The sequence below is a fragment of the Pseudomonas japonica genome, assembly GCF_013522925.1.
GTDB lineage: Bacteria > Pseudomonadota > Gammaproteobacteria > Pseudomonadales > Pseudomonadaceae > Aquipseudomonas > Aquipseudomonas japonica_A.
This window is the reverse complement of the sequence record NZ_JAAMQU010000003.1, coordinates 121,786-143,876: the sequence shown is the minus strand read 5'-3', so window position 1 is coordinate 143,876 and position 22,091 is coordinate 121,786. Positions and strand designations below refer to the sequence as shown.

The window sequence follows — 22,091 nt, the reverse complement described above, 5'->3', positions numbered from 1 at the left end:
AGCGGTGGCGAACCTCTGATGCTGTCCGATGCTCGCCTGGAGGGGCTGCTGCAGAGCATCCGCCAGTGCCGCCCGGACATCGTGATCCGGCTGCATACCCGAGCACTGACCTTCAACCCGTACAGGATTACTCCTGCCTTGGCACAATCCCTGGCGCGCCATCGGGTGACTGCGGTGGGGCTGCACGTGGCTCACCCTCGCGAGCTGACGGAAGCCTTTTTCACTGCCGTAGCGGTATTGCAAAACGCCGTGCCGCTACTCTTCGCCAATATTCCTTTATTGGCCGGCGTCAACGATCAACTGGCTACGTTGCGCGGCCTCTGCATGGGGCTGTATCGCGGCGGGGTCACCCCTCACTACCTGTACCAGTTCATGCCGTTCTCTCCTGGGCACCGCCGTTATGCCGCCTCCATTCAACACGCGCTCACCCTCCTGCGGCAACTCAAGCGCCACGTGTCCAACCTGGCGGTCCCCGAATTCGTGATACCCCACCTCAGTGGCAAGCACACCGTGCCCCTGGAGCTGGGCGCTACCCCAACGCGCCTCGAAGTGGACGCCCAAGGTAATGAGTGCATTCACTTCACCAATTGGAAGGGCGAGCCATGCGTGTTCCCTCAGTAGTCGGCGACCGTTTGAAAGGGACCAGGGTACTTGTGCTGGATTCTGCCCGTAACAGCTATGTGGACACGCCGGACATCGAGGCCGAGGTGCTTGGCCCTGGGGTGGAGGTAACGCTGGTTCATGTGGACACAGTGGCGGACCTTCCCATCACAGCACTGGCTTGTGACGGTGCGATCAGCTGGCACCTGGTGCCACTTCCCGCCGATGCCCTCTCGCGGTTGAGCCAATGCCGAGCGATCGTGCGGGCAGCGGTAGGGGTCGACAACATAGACCTGACAGCAGCGCGGCTGCAGGGCATCGCCATTGCCAATGTTCCGGACTACGGCACGGACGAAGTGGCCGACCACACGTTGGCGATGGCGCTTGCGCTGATCCGCCGACTGCCCCGCGCGGATGCCACCGTGCGGGGCGGTAGCTGGGACTGGCGCGAGGTGGGCCGTGTGCCCCGCCTGCGCGGCCTGACCATTGGCCTGGTGGGCCTGGGCCGGATAGGCGCTGCGGTGGCATTACGCTTCAAGGCGTTTGGCTGCCGCGTGCTGTTCTTCGATCCTGCCCGCGACAGCGGGTGGGAAAAAAGCTTGGGAATCGAACGCAGGGAAAGCCTCCAAGCCCTGCTCCGGGAGGCCGATCTGGTTAGCCTGCATGCTCCGCTGACGCCACGTACACAGCACATCATCGGCAAAGCCGAGTTTCGCTGGCTGCAGGGCAAGTACCTGGTGAACACCGCTCGCGGGGGCCTGATCGACCCCGCCGCGTTGTGCGAAGCGGTGGGTGCGCGCCAACTGGCGGGCGTCGCGCTGGATGTCTACGCGGACGAACAACACCCACCGCCGGCGGCGTTGATGGCCGCTGAAGTACTGTGGTCGCCCCATGCCGCGTTCTACTCGGAGCAGGCGCTGCCCGAGCTGCGGCGCAAGGCGGCTGCTTGCCTGAAAACATTGTTGGTCAGTGGCCAACATCGGAATCGCCTATGAACCCTCTGATGCCCCATCCTGCAAGGCCGTTACGGTCATCGACGGGTAGCAACCCGTTCCCGGGTATTGCCGCGCTCGAACGTACTCTTGGCGCCCCGGTTACCGCGCGGCTAAGCGCCAACGAAGCGCTGCCGTTCTATAGCCAGGGCCTGACCGCGCGGTACGGCCAAGCCCTGCTGGAGCAGGCACGACGTTATCCCGACCCGGCTGCCTTCGAGCTGCGCGAGGCCCTCTCGGTGCACCATGGGGTGCCTGTGGGTTCTACGTTGGTGGATGCCGGCGCCGACGCGCTGATCTTTCTCTTCCTGCGCGCGTTCGCTGATCCAGGCAGTGTGGTGATTCATGCGGCGGGCACCTACCCCACCGTGGCCTATTTCGCCCGCTCCCTGGGGCTTCGCCCGTACTCGGTGAGCTATGCAGTGGCAGAAGGCAGCGCACAGGTGGACCTGGCAAGCCTGGCATCCGAAGCAAAACGCCAGAGGGCGCGCGTGGTGTACCTGGCCAACCCTGATAACCCCACTGGCAGCGAGCATGGTGCAGCAGCGATCGAAGCCTTCGCTGCGGCGCTGCCGACGGGAACGCTGTTGATGCTGGATGAAGCCTACGAGGCCTTTGGCAGCGAGCATTGTGCGTATCCCCTGCCCAACGTGGTGCGGTTGCGCAGCTTCTCCAAGGCATACGGCCTTGCGGGGATGCGCGTCGGCTACGCCATCGCGGAGCCGGCACTGCTGGAGGTCGCAAATCGCGCTCGGGTTCACTATGGCGTCGGTACGGTCACCCAATCCCTGGCGCTGGCGGCCCTCCACGACCAGGCGCATCACCGGTCGGTGATTGCCGCGACGGAGGAACTGAAGGCCTGGTTCCTGGAACAAGCCGCGGCCAGTGGGCTTCGCTGCCTTCCCTCGGCCGCCAATTTCGTTACCGTCCCCTTGCCCGACAGGCAGGCCGGCGAAAACCTGCGTACCCAACTACTGGCGCAGGGTGCAAGCCTGTACCTGGGTGCCCTCAATGGGCACGTCCACATCGCCAGGGTTTCGCTACAGCCCGAGCTGTTCAACCCGGTGCTCGCTGACATTCTTTTCCGCTTTCGGGGTTGCTGCCATGACCGACCGTAAACTCCTGATCCTGGGCATAGGCAATGTGGCTCTGAAATACCTCGAACAAGCACTGGCGCCCTATGGGTTGCAGCCGGTGGTATTCGGCGATCGCCTCGGGCGGCCGGCCGAAGTGTGGGACAACCTCCCCTTGTCGCGCTTCCATGATGTGGCGTTGGAGTACGCTGCCGTGGAGCGGTACCTGCGACAACACGCTGGCCTGGCTGAAAGCATCTGCGCGGTTACAACGCTGTTCGATGAATTGTTCCCCTTGGTTGAAGCGGTTGCGAAGGCGCATGGCTGGGATTACCCCGGCTCCGCACTGGCACGGCTTAGCGACAAGGCAGTGGTAGCGGAGCTGGCAGGTGAATTGTCCCCGCAAAGCCATGCTTTCACAGCCTGTGACCCGGAAGCACTGGCGGATGTGCTGGCCGTGCCGGGGCTCGACTGGGTAGTGAAGCCTGCTTGCGGCTCCGGTGGCCAAGCTGTGGGGCACATCACGGGCGGCATGGGCGCCGTGGGCAAGATCAGGGTGCATCTGGCGCGCCATTTTCACCTGAACGCCGAGCGCTGGATTCTCCAGCAGCGGCTTGAAGGTGTGCTCGTCAGCTTCGAGGGTTACCTGCAAGGTGGGCGTTTGAACCCGGTTGGGGTATCGCGCCGCAGCCGCATCGGCCTGACCGAGGTTGCCAACCGTTTTCCCGCCAATGCCAGCCTGGCCCCGGAGCAGCTGGCGCAGGGCTGGGCTTCCCTTACGCAACTGTTCGAGCGCAGCGGTTGCCGGGATGGGTGGTTTCACTGCGAGTGCATCGTCGGCCCCGCCGGGCTTCACCTGGTGGATGCCAATGCGGGCCGTATTGGCGGCGCGACCGTACTGGAGCAGGTAGCGCTGGCGTGCAACGTGATGCCAGCAGAACTGCTGGGCCATGTGCTGCTGTTGCCGCTTGCTCACTTTTATCCGGCGCTGCCCCGGTGGAGCGAGCCGCTCAAGGGCACCCTTGGTGTGTGGTACGGGCTGCCGGAAGCGGCGGTCTTGAGCGGTATAGAAGTAGTGTGCTGCTCGGCGCGCCATACCCGCTTTGCAGTGGATGGCGCATCTGTTCCGGCCATAGGCACCTCGGACTACGCCTGGGTCGGCATGCTCAGCGGGCAGGAGGCGGAAGTGCTGGCCAGCCTGGCCACGCTACGGCTTTACACCGACCGCGGCCCGGCATTGCCCGCCTACAACCTGGACTGAGCGCAATGGCCATTTACCTTATCCGCTTCACCACCTGGGGCAGCTGGAGCCTGCTGTTCTCCTTCTTTGCCGTGTGGCTGTCGGAAGAGTCGCCGTTTTCGGCAGGTGCGATCAGCATGCTGGGGGCGAGCATTGCCCTGTGCAACCGCGCCGGCTCGTTGCTGTTCGTGCGGTGGGTTGCGCGCACGGAAATACGCTATCTGCTGGTACTGACCCAATCGCTGATCAGCCTTGCAATTGCCGGGCTTTACCTGCTGCATGCGGCCCGCAACTATTCCCTTGCTGCCTGGCTGCCGCTGGTGTGCTTGTACGGCCTGGGGCATTCCCTGGCATCCCTGGCGCAGCTGACGTACATCGCCGCAGGCCACACCGGCAGCGACCACGTGAAGGCGTTTTCGCTGGAGAACGTTGCATTGAACCTCAGCGCCGGGATTACGCCGTATGCCTCGGCATTGATTCTCAAGCATTGGCCCATTTACTACCCCTTGTTTCCACTGCTGTATTGCGTGGCCACGGTTGCGCTCTGCCTCTGCCTGGGCGCACCCAAAGGCGAACAAAATGGCGAACGCGAGCGCCATTCTCAAACGCCCAAGGCAGGGTCGGCGGCAGGCGTGGCCCTGTTCCTGGCTATCAACGCGCTGTCGTTCTTTGCATTCAGCCATTTCTATAACGTGTTTCCGCTACACGCCCAGCCGCGTCTTGATCCGGAAGCAATAGGTCTGTGGTTCGCCCTTAGTAGCGGGCTGATCGTGGTGCTTCAGTTACCCCTCACCCGCTTGCTCGCCGGGCTGCGGCGCGGTGTGCTGATGGTAGGTTCCAACCTGCTGATGGGTATCGGCATGCTTGCCTTGTTTCATGCGAGCGGCACTCCGGCAGTCGCATTAGGGGCTGTACTGCTGCTCACGCTGGCAGAAATGGTGTTCGGCCCGCTGTATCAGGTGATGGCGCTGAGCCTGTTCCCAGGCCGGCCCGCGTTTGCCATGGCCGTGTTGACCTTGACCTGGGCACTCGCCGAAGCACTTGCGACAGGCACCGGGCTGTACCTGGTGGCGCAGGGCCATGCCTGGCTCACGTTCGCCCTGGCGGCGGGGGCTTGTTTGCTGGTAGCCACGATCGCGCTCTTGTGCCTGCGCGGTGGTGCGAGCGTGCCGATGGGGCGATCATTGGCGGCGAGGCATTAAACATGCCTCACGTGGCGGGCCGGGCGCAGGCTGCTAAAGTTCGGGTTTTCCCTCCAGTGGAGTGCCCCATGAGCGACGCCCTTCTTCCGCCTCAACTCTTTCCTGCGCCTGGCGATATTCCCCCGGCTTGGCAATTCGGTGAACCGCAGGAGCAGCGGGAGTACTTGATCGACGGCCGCTTCGAACGCTGGGAAGGTCCGCTGGCGCCGGTTGTGAGCCCTCTTTGCCTAGCCACCGAGCAGGGCGATCAGCATGCCGAACTGGGCAGCACGCCGCGGCTCAATGCCGAAGCCGCCATGCAAGCACTGGACGCCGCGGTAAGGGCGTATGACAAAGGGCGAGGCGTGTGGCCGATGATGCGCGTAGCCGAACGTATCCATCATGTTGAGGGCTTTTTGGCGCGAATGCGCGAACAACGCACCGAGGTCGTCAAGTTGCTGATGTGGGAGATCGGCAAGCCTTTGAAGGATGCGGAGAAGGAATTCGATCGCACCTGTGACTACATCGTCGACACGATCAATGCGCTGAAAGAGCTCGACCGCCGCTCCAGCCGCTTCGAGCTGGAACAAGGCACGCTGGGGCAGATCCGCCGCGTGCCCATGGGTGTGGCGCTGTGCATGGGGCCCTATAACTACCCACTGAACGAAACCTTCACTACCTTGATCCCCGCGCTCATCATGGGCAACACGGTGGTATTCAAGCCCGCGAAGTTTGGCGTGTTGCTGATCCGTCCTCTATTGGCGGCGTTCCGGGACAGCTTCCCGGCGGGGGTGATCAATGTCATCTACGGCAGTGGTCGGGTAACGGTCAGCGCTTTGATGGCAAGCGGCAAGATAGACATCTTTGCATTCATTGGTACCCACAAGGCGGCAGCGGAACTGAAAAAGCTGCACCCCAAACCGCACCGCCTGCGCTCGGCACTGGGCCTGGATGCCAAGAACCCCGGCATCATTCTTGCCGATGCCGACCTGGACAATGCCGTTAGCGAATGCATTACAGGGACGTTGTCGTTCAATGGCCAGCGCTGTACGGCGCTGAAGATTCTCTTCGTTCATCGCAGCGTCGCCGAGGACTTCCTCGGCCGGTTCAGCGCCCGGGTGAACACGCTAGTGGCCGGGATGCCGTGGAACCCCGACGTTACCCTTACCCCATTGCCCGAGCCCGGAAAGGTGGCCTACCTGGCCGGCCTGGTCGAGGATGCCAAGGCCCACGGCGCCAAGGTGATCAATCCCGGCGGCGGCACTGCCCGCGCTTCCTTCTTTCAACCTGCAGTGCTTTACCCCGTCGGGCCGGGCATGCGCGTCTATGTGGAGGAACAGTTCGGGCCGGTGGTGCCTGTGGTGCCCTTCGACGACATCGAAGAGGTGATCGACTATGTGCTGGACTCCACCTATGGCCAACAGCTGAGCCTGTTTGGCACCGATCCAATGACATTGGGCCGTCTGGTGGATACCTTTGCCAATCAGGTGGGGCGAATCAACCTTAACACTCAATGCCAGCGGGGGCCCGACCAGTACCCGTTCAACGGCCGCAAGGATTCGGCCGAGGGCACGCTTTCCGTCCATGATGCCCTGCGCAGCTTTTCCATCCGAACCCTGGTCGCAACACGCTTCAACGGGGCGAACAAGCAACTGGTCAGCGACATCATCCAGGCGCGCAGCTCGGGCTTTCTCAGTACCGATTACATCTTCTGACCCACGGGATCAACGCCTTGGTTTGACTCATCAAGGCTTGTGCCCGAAGCTGTGGGCCCTGCATTGGCGGACCCACGCATGACCCGCGCCTCACGCTTGTCTTCGATTATTGGCCTGGCCCTGCTGGCAGGCGCGGTTATCTGGCTCCTTTCCGCCCCGCCCCAGCCCCAGGTTCAATCGCTCGCGCCCCGCAGCTACACCGAAGCCCTGCGCGCGGCACGCGGGGGAGAACCCGGTGCCGCCCGGCGTTTATACCAGCAGCTGGCCCGCGACGACCTTGCGCCAGGCGCCCGTGCCGCGCTGTATGGGCCGTTGCCGGACTACCCCAGCCCTCGAGCACTGGTATTCGCCCACCAGGGCCTGACCGACCCGGCGCCGGTCGTTCGGCATGCCGCGCTGACAGCCCTTGTCAGGTTGCTGCCCACCGCCGCCCAGGCAGACGCCCTCGGCCCTCTGCTCAGTGACCCTGACGAGAGCGTGCGTACAGCCGCGGCTCAGGCTTTGCTCGAGCTGGGAGCGGCGGGCACTGGTGAATATGCACATCGGCTGGACGAGGTACTCAATACCTGGGCTGGCCAGTTGGCATCAATGCCTCACGATTACAGCGCCCAACTACAACTGGCGCGCCTGCTGCTGCAACGTGGGGCGCCGGAGCAAGCTGAAACCGCTGCGCGTACGGTGCTGGCGCTACACCCCGACCACCTGCCTGCCAGGGTATTGTTGGCGAGAGCGCTTGACCAACGTGGCAAGCCGGACGAAGCCCGCGCGGTGCTGGCCGAACCTCTGCGCCAGCACCCTGACGATGCCTTCCTTCAGCACGAGCTGGGCCTGTGGCTGCTCGGCCATGGCGAACCGGCCTTTGCGCTGCTGGCATTGGCAAAAGCCGTGGAGCTTGCGCCGGAGGTCGCCGATTATCGCTTTGACCTGGCCACCACGCTGCATAGCCTGGACCAGCCAGACGCCGCCCAGGCCCAGCTTGATCAGTTGGTGCGCCGCCACCCGGAGAACCGCAAGGCGCGCATGCTCCTGATCGACTATTGGCAACAGTCCGGGCAGTTGCAGAACGTTCAGGTGCTGTTGGCCGAGCTCGAGCAACAGAACCCGGACGACCCGGCTGTCCAGCAAGGGTTGTAGCAATCGATTCACGGATGAACCCCGAGGCGCGCCTGCTGTCCAGAAACTAGCGCCGGTAATTTCAGGAGCCTGCGGCGCGACTACAGCGCATGGACGGGGGCGGCAACGGTGATGACAGCAAAACCAGAAAGTGGCCGCGCCTGGCGCGACGATAGAGGGCACTGGTCGCTGGACGGCACCAGTGCAACCGCAGCCAGCAGCATCAGCCTGTTAGTGTGCGCCGCCCCGGGCCCGGATCGAGACCAGTTGTGTGCCGTGCTCGCCAGCGGCACAGGCGGTGAGTATAAGTTGGTGGCGCCCGCTGAGTTGTTTCCCACACTTGAACGCGGCGGGGATTTGCTGATTACCACCAGCGAAACCCTGGCCTGTGGCGATCTTGCGCCGCTGCAAGCGTGGCTAGAGAACCAGCCAGAGTGGTCCGACCTGCCAGTATTGGTATTGACTGCCGCGACCGGCGGGCGCCGGCTCGCTCCACCGCCGTCCCTGGCAGCGCTCGGCAATGTGCGGGTGTTGCAACGTCCCTACCATCCTGCCTCGCTGGAAATGCTGGTTGAGGCCAGCCTGGCCAACCGCACCAAGCAATACCAGATGAGGGACAAGCTTCACAGTGTCCAGGCAGACCCCAATGCTCCGGAATGCGTGGAATCCCCTACCCGCCTCGAGGCAGTCGGTCGGCTTACCGGCGGGATTGCCCAGGATTTCAATAACCTGCTCACAGGTATCACCGGCGGCCTGGACCTTATCCGCCGACGGCTGGCCAACGGCCAATACACAAAGCTGGAGAGCCTGCTCGACCTGAGTGCTACCTCGGCCGAACGGGCAGCGCACCTCACCCATCGCCTGCTGGCGTTCGCTCGTCGGCAAACCCTCGATGCCCGGCTACTGGACGTCAACAGCTTGATACAAGCGGGCCTCGGGCTGCTGGGACGTAGCCTCAGTGGAAAAATTTCACTGCAATTCCGCCCTGCCGAGGGCTTATGGCCGGCCTGCATAGACCCCGGGCAATTGGAAAGCGCCTTGCTCAACCTGGTGATCAACGCCGGGGATGCCATGCCTGAAGGCGGGCGACTGGTGATCGATACAGCCAATCGGCGTGTCGGCATAGACCAACCCAGCATGAGCCATGCGCTGCCCGCCGGCGACTACATTGTCATCGGCGTGGAAGACAACGGCTGTGGCATGAACCGGGAGACCCTGGGGCGGGCCTTCGACCCGTTCTTCACCACCAAGCCCCCGGGGCTGGGTACCGGCCTGGGGCTGTCGATGGTGTATGGCTTCGCCCGGCAGTCAGGCGGGCATGTCACCCTGCGCAGCGAGGCCGGTCGCGGCAGCCGGGTAGAACTCTACTTCCCACGCGCCTGACGGCGCGCTCAAGCAAGTTCCTTGCGAATGGCCGCGTGCAGGTCGTCCAATTCGAACGGTTTGGCCAGCACGGGTGCGCGTTGAGCGATGGGGTGGGTACTGTCGCGGATTTCCTGCGGATAGCCGCTGATGAAAATGACCTTGAGCTCCGGGCGCAGCTTTACCGCCGGCTCGGCAATATCCACACCTGAAATACCACCAGGCAGGCGGTAATCGGTGATCATCAGATCCAGATGCGGCTTGGTGGCAAGGATACCGAAGGCTTCCACGCCATTCTCCGCTTCCAGCACATGATACCCCTCCCCCCGCAAGTAATCGTTGAGGACCTGCCGGATAACTGGCTCATCCTCGACGATCAATACGACGTCTTGCGCGTCTCCACTCATTGCAATGCCTATATAAAATGTTATGTCGGGCTGCCTATGTGACCGCAGCCAAAACAAGAGGTTGCTTCATTATTCCACGCCAGTGATCCGGGGCAGATGGACACTGAACAAGGCGCCTTCGCCCAACGTACTTTGCACGCCGATACGCCCCTGATGGGCCGACACGATCTGTTCGGAAATGAACAAGCCAAGCCCGAGGCCGGCGATGCCATGGCGATTCGACGCACGCTCGAACTGAAGGAAGATACGTCGCTGATCTTCTTCACTGATACCGGCCCCATGGTCGCGAACGGTCAGGCAAGCCCAGTCGCCCTCTGCCCGAACGGCCACTTCGACCTTTCCCTTGCCGCCATATCGGAGGGCATTGGTCAGCAGGTTGGCCACCACCTGCTCGATCCTGAACTCGTCCCAGTTTCCTATGACCGGTGCCGCCGCACTGTATTCGATCTCCATACCCGCGTTGAGCGCCTGGGGCATGAAGCGATCGACCACATTGCCTACCAACTGGGCGAGGTCGAACCTGGCCGGGCGGATCGACAATTTGCCGGTGCGGATGCGTGAGACGTCAAGCATGTCCTCGATCAGGCGAATAAGGCTTTGAATCTGACGCTCGTCGCGCTCCACCATCCCGCGCATTTTGTCGAGGCAGAACGCCTCGGCATTGCCCTTGGCGATATGCATCTTGCGTAACTGGGTTTCCAGGATGAGGCCGTTGAGCGGCGTGCGCACCTCATGGGAAACCACGGACATGAAGTCATCGCGCATCCGCACGGCGTGCTCCAGCTCGGCCTGGGTCGCCTGCAATTGCTTGAGCAAGGTTTCCTGCTGTCGCCGGCTGCGCTCGAGCGCTTCGAGCTGCTCGTTCAGCGTTTTACGCTGACGGTACAGGTCGACAAACACATTGACCTTGCTCTTCACCGCCAAGGTATCCAGCGGCTTTTGCAGGAAATCCACGGCGCCGGTTTCGTAACCCTTGAAGGCGTAATTCAGCTCCCGACCAGCAGCTGACACGAAGACAATCGGAATATGCTTGGTTTTCTCCGTGCTGCGCATCAGCTCTGCCAGTTCGAAGCCGTTCATGCCAGGCATCTGCACGTCCAGGATGGCCAGGGCGAACTCGTGCTGCAGCAACAACGACAACGCATCGTCGGCCGAGAGCGCCTTGTAGACCTCACGGTCGCTTCGGCTGATCAGGGCTTCGAGCGCCAGAAGGTTCTCTGGCAAGTCGTCGACAATCAGCAGTTTGGCGGGGGTTTGACTTAGCATGTGCCTGTTTCCAGATCGGCCAGTAGCTTGCCGATGCCGTGCAAAGTAAGAATGTGGTCAGGCCGAAACAACGCCAGCGCTGCCTCGGGCATGGTTGCGATTTTGGCCTCGGCCGGGTCCTGGACCACAGTTCGGCCACCGGCCTGGCGGATGGCGGCGAGGCCACGCGCGCCATCTTCGCTCGCACCGGTCATAAGCACACCCGTAAGCGCCGGGCCATAGGCATCGGCGGCGGAGTCGAACAATAGGTCGATGGAAGGGCGTGAAAAGTGCACGCGGGGCTCCAGGCTAAGGGAAAAACTACGGTCTCGCTCGATGGACAAGTGATAACTGGGGCCAGCCACGTAAATCAGGCCCCGCTCCACCGGCGCCTTGTCACGCGCTTCCTGCACGGGCCGCCGCAAGCGTCGCTCGAGCACCATCGGCAGCTCGCTGGGGCGCCGCTCCGGCAGATGAAGCACCACGACCACGGGTAGTTCGAAGGCGGGAGGCAAGTGACCGAAAACGGTAAGCAGCGCTTCCACGCCACCGGCCGACGCGCCGACCACCACGGCCTCGCAGGCAGGCCTCATGCGAGCGGCCCTTTCATAACTTCCGGTAGATCCTTTCTTGTCGGGACAAGGTCTCGAAGCGGTCGGCGTAGCCGGAAAAATCCAGGCTCTCCTTGGCCCCCAGCATGAGAAAACCTCGGTGGCAAAGGGATTCATGGAACAACCCGAACGCGCGATCCTGAAGGATTTTATTGAAATAAATCAATACGTTGCGACAGGTTATCATATGCGTTTCTGAAAACACGCTGTCCGTTGCCAGGCTGTGGTCGGCAAAGGTCACGTTCTCGCGCAGCGTGCTATCCAAGATAGCGTGATCGTAAGCGGCGGTGTAATAGTCCGAAAAGCTGCGTTTGCCACCCGCGCGATGGTAGTTCTCCGTGTAGGCACGTATAGCTTCCAGGGAGTAGATCCCCTGCTTGGCCCGCTCCAGAGAAACCGGATTGATGTCGGTCGCATAGATGAGCGTTCGCTCCAGCAGGCCTTCTTCGCGCAAAAGGATGGCCAGCGAATACACCTCCTCCCCGGTACTGCAGCCAGCGATCCACAGCTTGAGGGAAGGATACGTCTTGAGCAGTGGCACAACATCCCGCCGGATGGCCAGGAAATGTTCCGGGTCACGGAACATCTCGCTGACCGGGATGGTGAGGTATTGCAGCAGCTCGGTGAACACACCCGGGTCGTACAACACCCGCTCTTGCAGCGCCGAGATACTGGGGCACTCGAACTGGCGCAGCGCATGAAGTATCCGGCGCTTGATGGAAGCGCCGGAGTAATTGCGGAAGTCGTAGCTGTACCTTAAGTAGATCGCCTCGATCAACAGCTTGATCTCGATGTCGCGGGTGCGCTCGCCAGTCATGGACGGCGCGCCCTCGGTGCGATCCGGACGTTCTTGCACACTCAAATCCGCTCCAGTTGTGGCAGCCACACGCGTATCAGGGAGAACAGGCGATCGAGCTCGATAGGCTTGGCCAGGTAATCATTGGCGCCAGCGTTGAGGCACCGCTCCTGGTCATCCTTCATGGCCTTGGCCGTCACGGCGATGATCGGCAGCTTGCGCCAGCGTGGGTCCTTGCGGATCTCCCGCGTGGCCTCGAAACCGTCCATTTCCGGCATCATTACGTCCATCAGCACCAGGTCTATCTCGTCAATCGTATTCAAGCGTTCGATGGCCTCGCGGCCGTTACGGCCGATCTCGACCACTGCCCCTTTCTGCTCCAGCGCGCTGGTCAGGGCAAAGATGTTACGTACGTCGTCGTCCACTACCAGAATCTTGCGACCTTCGAACACCTTGTCCCGGCTGCGGGCTGCCTTGAGCATTTTTTGCCGTTCGTGGGACAGCTGGGATTCGACCTTGTGCAGGAACAGGGTCACTTCGTCCAGCAACCGCTCGGGAGAGCGTGCGCCCTTGATGATGATCGAGCGGGAATACTTGAGCAGCTCGGCTTCTTCTTCGCGGGTGAGATTGCGCCCGGTGTACACAATCACTGGGGGGAACGATCGAATCTCATCCGTAGACATGCGCTTGAGCAAATCGTTGCCAAGCATGTCGGGAAGTTTCAGGTCGATAATCATGCAGTCGTAGATATTCTCGCGCAGCAGGTCCAGCGCTTCCTGGGCATACGCCACAGCGGTAATCTCGATGTCCTCGTCACCGATCAACCGGGCGATGCTGTCGCGCTGCAGGTCATCGTCCTCTACCAGCAGGATGTGCTTGAGCTTTTGCGTGAGCTTGGCTTCAAGGCGGGCAAACACGGCCTTGAGTTCTTCTCGCGACGTCGGCTTCACGGCATAGCCCACCGCACCCATGTGCATGGCGGCTTCTACCCGGTCTTCCACCGAAATCACGTGAACCGGTATGTGCCGGGTTTCGGGTTGTTCCTTGAGCCGCTGCAGCACCGTCAGCCCGGAGTGGTCCGGCAAGCGCATGTCCAGCAGGATAGCGTCGGGTAAGAATTCCTCGGCCAGCAGGAAGCCCTCATCCGCGCCGTGGGCGACAAGGCAGCGGTAATTGAGCTCATGGGCAAGGTCGTAGAGGATCCGCGCAAAGCTGGGCTCATCCTCGATCACCAGGATGCAGCGCTGATCGGAAGGGGCCAGTTCGCGGTCATCCGGGAACGCCGGCGGCCGGACAGGCGCCTGCACGGAAGGCGCCGCAGCTGGCGCGGTTGGAGCGGCCACAGGCGCAACGGGCACGGTATGCGCGGCAATCCGTGGTGCCCCCACGGTAGGCAGCGCCCCGGGCTCGAAGTGCGACGGCAGCACCAGCGTGAATGTGCTTCCACCGCCCAGCGTGCTGCTGACGCTGATTGCACCTCCCAGCAGGGTGGCGAGGTCGCGTGAAATGGACAGCCCCAAGCCGGTACCGCCATAACGGCGGCTGGTGGTGCCATCGGCCTGGCGGAACGCTTCGAAAATGATCTGCTGTTGGTCCGGCGCAATGCCGATACCCGAGTCCTTCACGATAAAGGCGATATTGTCCTCGCCCTCGCGGGTAACGGTCAGGCTTACTTGCCCCTGTTCGGTGAACTTGAGCGCATTGGAAAGCAGATTCTTGACGATCTGTTCCACCCGTTGGCGGTCGGTGAACAGCGAAACCGGCGCCAGCTCGTCTACCCGTACCTGGAAGTCCAGGCCTTTGTCTGCCGCCAACGGCTGGAACATCACCCGCAAGCTGTCCGCAAGCCGGTGTACGTTGGTGTTCTCCGGACGCACGTCGAGCTTGCCCGCCTCCACCTTGGAGATGTCCAGAATGTCGTTGATGAGGTTGAGCAGGTCATTGCCCGCCGAATAGATCGATTCGGCGAATTTCACCTGATCACTGGACAAGTTGCCGTCCGGGTTCTCGGCCAAGAGTTTGGCAAGAATGAGCGAACTGTTGAGCGGTGTGCGCAGCTCGTGGGACATGTTCGCCAGGAACTCGGACTTGTAGCGGCTGGAGCGCTGCAGTTCATCGGCTCGCTCCTCCAGCTGGATCTGCGCATGCTCCAGTGCGTCGCGCTGTTTGGCCAGGGCTTCGGTGCGCTCGGCCAGTTGCTCGTTGGTCTGCTCCAGCTCGGCCTGCTGCGTTTCGAGGTACGCCTGGGACTCCTTCAGCACCCGGGACTGTTCTTCCAGTTCCTCGTTGGCCGTTTTGAGCTCTTCCTGCTGTACCTGCAGCTCTTCATTAAGCTGTTGGGTTTCAGCGAGCACCTCCTGCAGGCGCTGGCGATAGCGGGCGGCTTCAACGGACGTGCCCACATTGCCGGCAATCAATTCCAGGAACGCGATGTCTCGATCACCCAGGGGGCGCAGAAAGCCCAGCTCGATCACTGCATTGACCTGGCCGTCGTTCATGGCCGGTACCACCGCCACGCTGCGCGGCAAGCCTTCGCCAAGGCCCGAGCTCACGCGGAAATAATCCTCGGGTACATCGTCCAGCCGGTGCAGCCGGCCCTGCTGCGCGGTTTGCCCGACAATACCCTCCGGCCCTCGCACTACATGGTCACGGCCCTCCTGTTCGCGGGAAAACCCATAGGTGGCTACGCGACGAAGGTTACTTTGCTCGTCGCGTACATAAAGCGCGCCCACCACACACCCCAGGTATTGCGAGAAAAACCTCAGCACATTAGTGCCCAGTGCCTGCACGGTAAGCTGCCCCAACACCTGCTCCGCCAGTTCGGTCTGCCCGGTGCGCAGCCAAGCCTGAGCCTCCAGACGCTCAGCGCTGCGGTTTTGGGCATCAAGGATGTCGCCGTACTGGTCAGAAAGATTGAGCAGGTCCCGGCGGCCGCGGTATGCCAGCAAACCACTGAGCATGATCACGAACAACAGGTAGACGGTTATCGCGACCCATGTGGTCCGGGTGACTTCCTCGCTGCGCTGAATGCGAAGCTGCTGCTCCATCGCGACAAAGCCGTCGTACTCGCTGCGGATTTCATCCGTCAGGCGCTTGCCTCGACCGGCCTGTACCGCGCTGCGAAAATCCAGGTTCTGCCGGCGCATGGTGATCATTTCCGAGCCGAACTGATTCCAGGCGTCCTGCAGGGCTTGGAGGCGGTTCAGCCGGTCAACTTGCTGAGGGTTGTCGCCCACCAGCCCCTTTAGGCCTTCGAGCTCTGCCTTTATGCGTGGTTTGGCAACTTCATAGGGGTCCAGGAAGTGCTCGTCACCTGTCAGCAGAAACCCGCGCATGCCGGTTTCCATGTCCACCGAAAGCTTGACCGCTTCGTTGGCGTTGTTGATCACCCGGTCAGTATGGTCCACCCAACCAATGACATTCATCAGGTAGCTGAGCAGCGCGGCGAACACGAGCACGCTGACTATCCCAACACCGAGGGGGAGCGCTACGTTGCGCATCAGGATCTTGCGGAAGGCGAATTCGTCGAGGGAAAACGGTTTGGTCATATCCATGGCCTGGCTTGAGGACAACAGCGGAAGTCTGCCGGAAATTTTGCCACGGGTCCCGTTTCCTTGCCTCTTCAATGAAAATTCTTAAGCGTGGCCGGGAATTGGCGTAGGATAACGCCCCTGCGGTGGCCCTTGCGTTTTCGCATCCAGTTCGTGTGGCCGGTTGCCCCCAGGCTAAGGCCGTGTAGCGTTTCTTCACTTTATGGGATGTATCCATGTCTTCATCCGACCTTCCATCCGACCATACCATTCTTGTGGTCGAGGACGACGACATCGTCCGTATGCTCATGGTGGACGTACTTGAAGAACTCAAGTTCAAGGTCATCGAAGCGGACGGCTGGGACCTGGCAATCGCGGCACTGACCGATGACCAGGCTATCGATCTCCTGGTCACGGACGTAGGGTTGAGCGATGCGAAAGAGCGAACCGGGCTCGACCTCGCTCAGGAAGCCATGACACTGCGGCCAGGCATACCAGTGCTTATTGCCAGCGGCTATGGCAACACTTTGACGCTGCCCGATGGCGCAAAACTCCTTAGCAAGCCTTTCAGCATCGACACGCTGCGCGACACTGTGCAGGATTCACTAGCGCCAAAACGCACCGCCAGCGTTTAACCTTATACAAGACGTGGACAATTGCAGGAGCCATGCACCCTACGTGGTTCCTCGTCAGCCTCGCCTTTGATCGGCCGCTACGATCATTTAATTCTGTTCAAGATGTTTCCGCTATAAGCCTTTTGGCCGGATTGGCTAGCGGGCGCTTCCTTTCCGGTGAACCGAAATCACCCTTCGTCTCCTGGCAAGTGCTTGATATCGCTGAGATTATGCCTCTGTAAGTTTTACCTTGAAGTGCCTTTGGTCTCCAGCCTTCCCTGATTGCGGGGTACGGCGGGGGCATTATCAGCATGGCAATAGCAGCTCGCTTTCAGAGCGCCACTATTGGATCCGTTAGGAATTACCTCTACACTCTTGTAGAAATTTCCTACACAGTTGTTCCATCCACAGGGTAAGACCATGCTTAATGTTAACGGCAGCCTGGTTTATGAAACGCCTGTCATGCGCAAGCTCGTCACTGTCACTCCCTCACTCAAGCCCGCCCTGCGAAAGGTCGCCGATTTCATCCTGCGTAATCCGATGCGCTCGGCCACTATGAACATTGATGAAATCGCCCTTGCCACAGGGGCTTCCACTGCTGCGGTCAATCGGCTGGCTCATGCCATTGACCTTGCCGGTTTCACCGGCCTTCGTGCCGCGCTCGTGGAAAACTTGCTGGCACTGATCTCGCCCGCAGACAAGGTTCGAAGCGAACTGGCACAACGCCCTGGCCGTGCTTTCGCCCTGGAATTACAGGCGAGAATTTCCAAAGGCAATCTGGACGCGACGCTGGCAGCCAATGCCGATAGCACGTTCAACGGGATGGCCGATGCGCTGGTCAGCGCCAACCGGGTGTACACCCTCGGTTTCGGTATTTGTCATCATCTGGCAAGCCTGGCGGCCACAGCCTTCTTGCCGGTGTGCCACCATGCAATGTCGGTCAGTAACGAAGGCGGCAGCGAAGCGGCGGCCTATCGGCTGGCGGGGATCGGCCCCCAGGATGCATTGCTGGCAGTGGCGTTGCCGCCCTATAACGAGGAAGTCACCGCGCTGGCCCGGTACACATTGCGCCAGAAGGCCACGGTGCTGGCTATTACCGACTCTCCTGCGGCACCGCTTGCTCGCCATGCAAGCCTTACACTTTATGCGCCCGGTAGTCACCCTGTTCTAGGCGAAAGCACTACCAGCGCAGTGGCGCTTATCGAAGCGCTTGCAGCCACTATCCGTCATCGGTGCGAGGGAAAAGCCAGCCAGGCACTGCGCCAGGCGCAGGAAGCCGTCAACAGCTTGCGCCAACCATCGCCCAAGGGCTCCGCTGCGTCGTGACGCCTGGACAACCACGTTGCAATGCGTGGTAAATATTGGAAACTAGGCCATCAATAACAAGACCAGGCCCCGTGATGAGCAGATCCGCCCGCGGCAGCGAACCCTCCTATGAGTTGATGGATGACCATGAGGGTTTGTCGATTATCTATCGGCAACACGGTTTCCCGTGCCCGCTCGTTCGCTGGCACTTTCACAAGGAATATGAACTGCACCTGATCACAGCCAGTTCCGGAAAGGTGTTCATCGGGGACTACATCGGCAACTTCAACCCTGGCAGCCTGTTCCTGACGGGCCCCAACCTCCCTCATAACTGGATTAGCCAGGTAGACGGTAACGAGCACTATCCGCAGCGGGACATGTTGGTGAATTTCACCGACGGCCTGTTTGAATCCGGCCACCTGGTATTCATGGAGCTCAAAACCCTCGCCCCGCTTCTGGACAGGGCGCGCTATGGCATCGAATTCAGGGATCGCGCCCTTATTGCCGAAGCCACTCGGCTTATGGAGTTGATCGCCGCCCACACGGGAGTCACCCGGCTGGGTTATTTCCTTATCCTGATGGAAACATTGGCCGCGAGTGAAGATTACCTTCTATTGTCGGCCACCAGTGCCACCGACCTGGCCGACGAGAATAACGTCGACCGGACCAACCGAGCCGTCGACTTCATCTTTGCCAACTATGGCCGCGAGCTGTCGCTGGAAGAAGTGGCCGAGCATTTGAGCATGAAGCCCACTTATTTTTCACGGGTATTCAAACAAGCAACCGGGCGAAGTTTTGTCGAGTTCGTGAACCGCCTGCGCATCAGCAAATCCTGCGAGCTGCTCGCCGATGGCGACAAACCGGTTACTCAGGTGTGTTTTGAATCCGGCTTTAACAATATTTCCAACTTCAATCGGCGCTTTCAACAACTCAAGGGCATGACTCCCAGCCACTATCGCCGTCTTGCGGTGCAGCGCCTTACCGAGCAGAACCGGCACGCTTGAGCCCGCCATGGCTGGTAGCGGCGACGTGCGGCTGTCGCTCGCCTCACACCTGGCGGCAGGTGCGCTACGCTTGAATCAGGCGTCGCGCCGTTTCCGCCTGGGCTGTTAGCAGCCTGTGCTCAGTTGCTCGAGGAACCACCATGAAAACCGTCGCTGAGTTTCTTCACCTGCCGAAATTTCACGGTTTCAGCCTTGTTTCCGACACCTATGACCAGGGCCGCCCGGGTTATCCGCCGGAGATCAAGAAATGGCTCACCGCAGAAATGGAAATCAAGAACCAGACCGCGGTGCTGGACCTGGGCGCAGGTACGGGCAAATTCACGCGGTTGCTGGTGGATCTTCATGCCAATGTCACGGCAGTAGAGCCTGAGCCGAGCATGGCCGAACGCTTTCACAAGAACCTGCCCGGTATCACCCTGCTCTCCGGCACCGCCGATGAGATCCCATTGCCGTCGCAAAGCATGAATGCCGTAGTGTGCGCACAGTCGTTCCACTTGTTCGCCAGTGAGCAGAGCATGCGGGAAATCCACCGGGTGCTGAAACCGGGTGGCCACCTCGGGTTGTTCTGGAACGTGAGGGATGCCAGCGTTGGCTGGGTGCATGAGCTGGCGGAAATCGTCAACGAATTCGCCGGCGACCACCCGCGCTACTATGACAACAAGTGGCGCGAACCTTTGAACAACGGCATCAGGCACGGTTATGCGCCGCTCAAAGAAGCGACGTGGAAACACTTGCACACCGGCAGCCCTGAAGACGTCATCGTACGCCGGATCAAGTCCATCAGCTTCATCGCGGCCGCGCCCGAGCCGCAGAAAACCCAGATCATGGAGCGGGTCCGCAAGCTGATCGCCGAACACCCGGAGCTCGCGGGCAAGGCCGAGATAAGCGTGCCCTATGAAACCCGAGCCGTAAGGACGGTGAAGATTCTGCCGTGAATACTGTTTATTTATCGTCTTTGTGCTCGCTGCGCTCGAGCAGGAGCGGCCCGAGCGCCAGTACCGCCCAGGCGAGCACCGTGCTCAAAACAGCGGTCGCTTCGCGGCCCATGCCTGCGGCGATTCCGATGGCTGCGGTCATCCATAAGCCTGCAGCGGTGGTCAAACCTTTCACATCGTGGGTATCGAGGCGATTGCCCTTGAGTATGGTGCCCGCCCCGAGAAAGCCGATACCGGCAACAATGCCTTGCACCACTCGGCTCAGGGCGTCGGCTTGCGAGCCCGCCATTTGCGGAACCAGCACAAAAAGCGCGGCGCCGATGGACACCAGCATATGCGTGCGCACCCCCGCAGCCTTGCCTTTGTTCTCCCGCTCGAAGCCCAGAATGCCACCAAGCAATGCCGCAATCAGCAGCCGAGCAGTTACCTTGGTGAGCTGCTCGACGTCGGTGATATCGGCAAACTCCTCCTGCAGGGCACTGAGTACTTCTGTCCACCAGCCGTCCATGTATGTATCCCAAGCCATGATTGCGTTTGACTCCCTACCGTACCGCTAAGTGCCGAGGCGCCCATGCCAGTTACGTTGTTTGAAGATGAAGGCCTTACCCGTATCGACATCATTGGTGAGCTATCGCCTGGCGACGCTCATGAAGTGCGCGTGCTAGGTAGCGATGCCAACCTCCGCGCCCAGATGGGCGGGTTGGAGGCCCCTGTATCTGCAGAACTGGCGGAACGCCTGTTGGCGGCGGGCGCCCGGGACGGGCGAGGAAATTAAGCAAAATCGGATGTATGGGGCCTGGGTCTTTGGCACAATGCCTCGTTCGTTAATCGAACGCATTTCAGGCGCCTCGCCCTGGGCTGGTTGACGCCCCGCAAGGCGGCTGATATTCATGTACCACCCGGTTAGTTTTGCCTCCCGGCACAACGACGGCCACGCTTGATAATAAAAACAACGGAGACAAACATGGCTAGCCATGACATCCATTCGCAAGGCTCACAACAGACGAAGAAGGCCACCGCCAGCGGTTGGGTCGGCTCCGCCCTGGAATACTACGACTTCTTCATCTATGCCCAAGCGGCGGCGCTGATCTTTCCACAGATTTTCTTCCCCTCTACAGACCCAAAGGTAGCAATCGTAGCGTCCCTTGCAACCTACGGTGTGGGCTACGTAGCGCGCCCAATTGGCGCGTTCGTGCTGGGTCACTTGGGTGACACGCGCGGGCGCAAGAACGTACTGCTGATGTGCATGTTCCTGATGGGCTTCGCCACCATGGCCGTGGGCCTGCTGCCCACCTACAGCCAGGTCGGCATGCTTGCCCCTACCTTGCTGGTGGTGCTGCGTTTGATCCAGGGCTTTGCCGTTGCGGGTGAAATCTCGGGCGCCAGTTCGATGATTCTGGAACACGCCCCCTTCGGGCGGCGAGGTTACTACGCCAGCTATACTCTTCAGGGCGTGCAAGCGGGCCAGATCTTCGCCGCGGCGATCTTCTTGCCTCTGGCTTACTTCATGCCGGATGAGGCTTTCAATAGCTGGGGCTGGCGCATTCCGTTCCTGCTCAGCGCAATCGTGTTGATCGCCGGCTATATCATCCGCCGCGAAGTGCACGAAACTCCAGCGTTCACCCAGGCCGAGGCCAAGGGTGCGGTCACCAAATCCCCCATTGCAGAAGCCTTCCAGAAAAACTGGCAGAACATGGGCCTGGTCACCTGTATGGCGTTGATGAACGTGATCCCGGTAGTGGCTACAGTGTTTGGTGCAGCCTATGCGGTGCAACCGGCCTACGGCATCGGCTTCGAGAAAAGCGTTTACCTGTGGATTCCTGTAGTAGGCAACCTGGTAGCCGTGATGGTCATCCCGTTCGTGGGCAACTGGTCCGACCGGGTTGGCCGTCGTCCGATGATCATCGGTGGCGCGCTGGGCGCAGGCCTGTTGTCCTTCGGTTACCTGTATGCGATCAGCATTCATAGCGTACCGCTGGCCTTTGCCATGTCGCTGCTGATGTGGGGCGTGATTTATCAGGGGTATAACGCGGTATTCCCAAGCTTCTATCCTGAGTTGTTCCAGACCCGTTACCGTGTATCGGCGATGGCCATCTCTCAGAACGTGGGCACCATGATCACTGCGTTGCTCCCTGCGCTGTTCGCCGCTGTTGCACCACCGGGCTCGGACAACATCCCGCTGACCGTCGGCAGCATCGCGTTCGCCGTCACCGCGGTGGCCGCCCTCGCCGCTTATACCGCTCGTGAAACCTATCGCATCCCGATGGAAGAACTGGGCAAGCGTAACGCGGTACCGCTGGAAAAACGCGACTACGACGCAATGCGCGCTCAGGCTGCACCACGCGTGTAATACCTTTCCCGCGACATA

The 22,091-nt window shown here is 61.0% G+C and carries 20 protein-coding genes; 14 read left to right on the top strand and 6 right to left on the bottom strand.

The window, feature by feature from the left end:
- Positions 1-18: 18 nt before the first annotated feature.
- From G7016_RS05795 to G7016_RS05760, 8 genes are all read left to right on the top strand, one after another.
- Entirely contained in the window at positions 19-621 is a 603-nt protein-coding gene (locus G7016_RS05795; protein WP_181111895.1) for a hypothetical protein, read from the top strand.
- Positions 603-1,595 carry a C-terminal binding protein gene (locus G7016_RS05790; protein ID WP_181111894.1) on the top strand — a complete coding sequence of 331 codons (993 nt, stop codon included), beginning with the start codon at positions 603-605 and terminating at the stop codon, positions 1,593-1,595. Before G7016_RS05795 ends, G7016_RS05790 begins: the two co-directional genes overlap by 19 nt.
- Positions 1,592-2,710 carry an aminotransferase class I/II-fold pyridoxal phosphate-dependent enzyme gene (locus tag G7016_RS05785; protein WP_181111893.1) on the top strand — a complete coding sequence of 373 codons (1,119 nt, stop codon included), beginning with the start codon at positions 1,592-1,594 and terminating at the stop codon, positions 2,708-2,710. Before G7016_RS05790 ends, G7016_RS05785 begins: the two co-directional genes overlap by 4 nt.
- Positions 2,697-3,926, top strand: a complete 1,230-nt coding sequence (locus tag G7016_RS05780) for a hypothetical protein (RefSeq protein WP_181111892.1) — start codon at positions 2,697-2,699, stop codon at positions 3,924-3,926. Before G7016_RS05785 ends, G7016_RS05780 begins: the two co-directional genes overlap by 14 nt.
- A gap of 5 nt (positions 3,927-3,931) precedes the next feature.
- The gene (locus tag G7016_RS05775; protein ID WP_181111891.1) at positions 3,932-5,107 is read left to right on the top strand and encodes an MFS transporter; all 1,176 of its coding nucleotides are present in this window, start codon (positions 3,932-3,934) and stop codon (positions 5,105-5,107) included.
- Between the two features lie 68 nt (positions 5,108-5,175).
- Complete coding sequence (locus G7016_RS05770) at positions 5,176-6,801, top strand: NADP-dependent glyceraldehyde-3-phosphate dehydrogenase (protein WP_181111890.1); 1,626 nt, start codon at positions 5,176-5,178, stop codon at positions 6,799-6,801.
- Between the two features lie 78 nt (positions 6,802-6,879).
- The gene (locus G7016_RS05765; protein WP_181111889.1) at positions 6,880-7,935 is read left to right on the top strand and encodes a tetratricopeptide repeat protein; all 1,056 of its coding nucleotides are present in this window, start codon (positions 6,880-6,882) and stop codon (positions 7,933-7,935) included.
- 111 nt (positions 7,936-8,046) lie between these two features.
- A complete protein-coding gene (locus G7016_RS05760; protein ID WP_181111888.1) occupies positions 8,047-9,297 on the top strand; it encodes an ATP-binding protein in 1,251 nt (416 codons plus the stop codon).
- A gap of 8 nt (positions 9,298-9,305) precedes the next feature.
- Here G7016_RS05760 and G7016_RS05755 read toward each other — a convergent pair whose 3' ends face one another.
- The 5 genes from G7016_RS05755 to G7016_RS05735 all read right to left on the bottom strand — a co-directional run bounded on the left by G7016_RS05755 (position 9,306) and on the right by G7016_RS05735 (position 15,883).
- Positions 9,306-9,683, bottom strand: coding sequence for a response regulator (locus G7016_RS05755; RefSeq protein ID WP_181111887.1), 378 nt, complete (start codon positions 9,681-9,683; stop codon positions 9,306-9,308).
- Positions 9,684-9,752: 69 nt separating this feature from the next.
- On the bottom strand, positions 9,753-10,949 hold the full coding sequence (locus tag G7016_RS05750) for a hybrid sensor histidine kinase/response regulator (protein WP_181111886.1): 1,197 nt from the start codon (positions 10,947-10,949) through the stop codon (positions 9,753-9,755).
- Entirely contained in the window at positions 10,943-11,521 is a 579-nt protein-coding gene (locus G7016_RS05745) for a chemotaxis protein CheB (RefSeq protein WP_181111885.1), read from the bottom strand. The genes G7016_RS05750 and G7016_RS05745 overlap by 7 nt, the downstream gene beginning before the upstream one ends.
- Positions 11,522-11,534: 13 nt before the next feature.
- Entirely contained in the window at positions 11,535-12,356 is an 822-nt protein-coding gene (locus G7016_RS05740) for a CheR family methyltransferase (protein WP_181112188.1), read from the bottom strand.
- A 41-nt stretch (positions 12,357-12,397) separates the two neighbouring features.
- Positions 12,398-15,883 (bottom strand): response regulator, encoded by a 3,486-nt coding sequence (locus tag G7016_RS05735; RefSeq protein ID WP_181111884.1) that lies wholly within the window; start codon positions 15,881-15,883, stop codon positions 12,398-12,400.
- Between the two features lie 218 nt (positions 15,884-16,101).
- Between G7016_RS05735 and G7016_RS05730 the strand changes: the two genes are divergently transcribed.
- The 4 genes from G7016_RS05730 to G7016_RS05715 all read left to right on the top strand — a co-directional run bounded on the left by G7016_RS05730 (position 16,102) and on the right by G7016_RS05715 (position 19,723).
- A complete protein-coding gene (locus G7016_RS05730) occupies positions 16,102-16,500 on the top strand; it encodes a response regulator (protein ID WP_181111883.1) in 399 nt (132 codons plus the stop codon).
- A gap of 399 nt (positions 16,501-16,899) precedes the next feature.
- Positions 16,900-17,805 (top strand): MurR/RpiR family transcriptional regulator, encoded by a 906-nt coding sequence (locus G7016_RS05725; RefSeq protein ID WP_181111882.1) that lies wholly within the window; start codon positions 16,900-16,902, stop codon positions 17,803-17,805.
- A gap of 74 nt (positions 17,806-17,879) precedes the next feature.
- On the top strand, positions 17,880-18,788 hold the full coding sequence (locus G7016_RS05720) for an AraC family transcriptional regulator (RefSeq protein WP_181111881.1): 909 nt from the start codon (positions 17,880-17,882) through the stop codon (positions 18,786-18,788).
- 140 nt (positions 18,789-18,928) lie between these two features.
- Positions 18,929-19,723: a class I SAM-dependent methyltransferase gene (locus tag G7016_RS05715; RefSeq protein ID WP_181111880.1), complete on the top strand. Its 795-nt coding sequence runs from the start codon at positions 18,929-18,931 to the stop codon at positions 19,721-19,723.
- Positions 19,724-19,730: 7 nt separating this feature from the next.
- Here G7016_RS05715 and G7016_RS05710 read toward each other — a convergent pair whose 3' ends face one another.
- Complete coding sequence (locus tag G7016_RS05710; RefSeq protein WP_181112186.1) at positions 19,731-20,231, bottom strand: MgtC/SapB family protein; 501 nt, start codon at positions 20,229-20,231, stop codon at positions 19,731-19,733.
- Between the two features lie 63 nt (positions 20,232-20,294).
- On the opposite strand from G7016_RS05710, the gene G7016_RS05705 reads away from it, so the two are divergent.
- Together G7016_RS05705 and G7016_RS05700 are read left to right on the top strand one after the other, a co-directional pair.
- Positions 20,295-20,498: a hypothetical protein gene (locus tag G7016_RS05705; protein WP_181111879.1), complete on the top strand. Its 204-nt coding sequence runs from the start codon at positions 20,295-20,297 to the stop codon at positions 20,496-20,498.
- A 189-nt stretch (positions 20,499-20,687) separates the two neighbouring features.
- The gene (locus G7016_RS05700) at positions 20,688-22,073 is read left to right on the top strand and encodes an MFS transporter (RefSeq protein ID WP_181111878.1); all 1,386 of its coding nucleotides are present in this window, start codon (positions 20,688-20,690) and stop codon (positions 22,071-22,073) included.
- Positions 22,074-22,091: the final 18 nt, after the last annotated feature.